Origin of the sequence: Pseudomonas sp. SMN11 (genome assembly GCF_052041945.1) — a bacterium.
In the GTDB taxonomy this organism is placed as follows: Bacteria; Pseudomonadota; Gammaproteobacteria; order Pseudomonadales; family Pseudomonadaceae; genus Aquipseudomonas.
Genome location: NZ_JBKGGW010000080.1, coordinates 1 through 2,356, shown reverse-complemented (window position 1 = coordinate 2,356; position 2,356 = coordinate 1). Strand labels below are relative to the sequence as shown.

The 2,356-nt window shown below is 61.6% G+C and carries 1 protein-coding gene; it reads left to right on the top strand.

Annotated elements, in window-relative coordinates:
• Positions 1 to 2,356: immunoglobulin-like domain-containing protein (locus ACLEJU_RS28610; RefSeq protein WP_440776776.1), on the top strand; the 2,356-nt coding region annotated here is incomplete at both ends.

The window sequence follows — 2,356 nt, the reverse complement described above, 5'->3', positions numbered from 1 at the left end:
TATCACCATTCCGGTCGGACAAAGTTCGGGTACCGCCACGGCTGCGGTGTCCAACGACGTCTACCAAGGCCACCCTGCAGTCAGTAACAGCATCAGCAGCGTATCCGGTGGCAACTACGAGGACCTGGTCGCCGACAAGACCCAAGTCAGCACCACGGTGACTGACGTCCAGGACACCACCACCGTTACCCTCACTGCCACGCCAACCGTGGCCGAGGGCGGCACCATCGTCTACACGGCGACGCTGGATGCGCCGGTGACCGGCAACCCGGTGGTGGTCACCCTGGCCAATGGTCAAACTATCACCATTGGAGTTGGCCAGAGTTCAGGCACCACCACCGGTGCCGTGGGCAACGACGTGTACCAGGGCCATGCCCCCGTCACCAACAGCATCACCACTGTCACGGGCGGCAACTACGAAAACCTGGTCGCCAACCAGTCGCCGGTCAGTACCACAGTCACCGATGTCCAAGACACCACCACTGTGACCCTGACCGCCACGCCATCCGTGGCCGAAGGTGGCACCATCGTCTACACGGCGACGGTGGATGCGCCGGTCATCGGCAACCCGGTCGTGGTTGACTTGGCCAACGGTCAAACCATCACCATTGGAGTTGGCCAGAGTTCTGGCACGGCCACTGGCGCCGTAAGCAACGATGTCTATCAGGGCCATGCGGCCGTCACCAACAGCATCAGCAATGTCTCCGGCGGCAACTATGAAAACCTTGTTGCGGACAAAACCCAGGTCAGCACCAGCGTCACCGATGTGCAGGACACTACTACCGTCTCGCTGTCGGCCACCCAGAACGTGGCTGAGGGCGGCCAGATCGTCTACACCGCCACCCTGAGCAATGCGGCACAATCGCCGGTGACCGTAAGCTTGAGCAACGGGCAGACCATCACCATCGCCACCAACCAGACCTCTGGCAGCATCAGCGTCGCCACGCACGGTGATAACCCCTACGTCGATGCCGGTCAGGTCAGTGCACAGATCACCAATGCATCAGGCGGCAACTTCGAGAACCTGGCAGTCAACACCACGCCAGCAGTGACCAACGTCACCGATACCATCGATACCTCGACCGTGAGCCTAACCGCCACGCCTTCGGTGGCTGAAGGCGGAATCATCGTTTATACCGCCACCGTGACCGCTCCGGTGACCGGCTCTGCCGTAGTGGTGACACTGGCCAATGGGCAAACCATCACCATTCCGGTCGGGCAAAGTTCGGGTACAGCCACGGCCGCAGTATCCAACGACGTCTATCAGGGCCATCCTGCAATCAGCAACAGCATTAGCAACGTGTCTGGCGGCAACTATGAGAACCTGGTGGCAAACAAGGTGGCGATTAGCACTACCGTCACTGATGTGACCGACACTACCACCGTCACCCTCACCGCCACGCCAACCGTGGTCGAAGGCGGCACTATCGTCTACACCGCCACTGTCGGTGCTCCGGTCACCGGCAGCCCGGTGGTGGTCAGCCTAGCCAATGGGCAGACCATCACCATTGCCGTCGGACAAAGCTCCGGAACCGCCACGGGCGCGGTGTCCAACGACGTGTATCAAGGCCACCCTGCAGTCAGCAACAGCATCAGCAACGTATCCGGTGGCAACTACGAGAACCTGGTCGCAGACAAGACTCAGGTCAATACCACCGTTACCGATGTGACCGACGACACTACGGTCACATTGACCGCCACGCCATCTGTGGCGGAGGGTGGCACGATCCTCTACACCGCCACCTTGGGCGCGCCGGTTACGGGCAGCCCGGTCGTCGTGAGCCTTGCCAACGGCCAGACCATCACCATCCCGATCGGGGAAAGTTCGGGGACCGCCACAGCGGCCGTCAGCAACGACATCTACCAAGGCCACGCAGCGGTCAGCAACAGCATCACCAGCGTGTCCGGGGGCAACTACGAAAACCTGATCGCCGACAAATCCCAGGTCAGCACCAGCGTCACCGACGTGCAGGACACCACCACGGTTTCGCTGTCGGCGACGCCGAGCGTGGCCGAGGGCGGCCAGATCGTCTACACCGCGACCCTGACCAATGCTGCACAGTCTCCGGTGACCGTCACTTTGAGCAATGGCCAGACCATTACGATTGCCACTAACCAGACCTCCGGCAGCGTCGTGGTTGCCACCCACGGTGACAACCCGTACCTCGATGCCGGTCAGGTCAGTGCGCAGATCACCAATGCGACTGGCGGCAACTTCGAGAATCTGGCAGTCAATAGCACGCCAGCAGTGACCAATGTCACTGATACCGCCGACACCTCGACCGTGAGCCTGGCCGCCACGCCTTCGGTCGCCGAGGGCGGCACGATCGTGTACACAGCCACGGTGACCGCACCG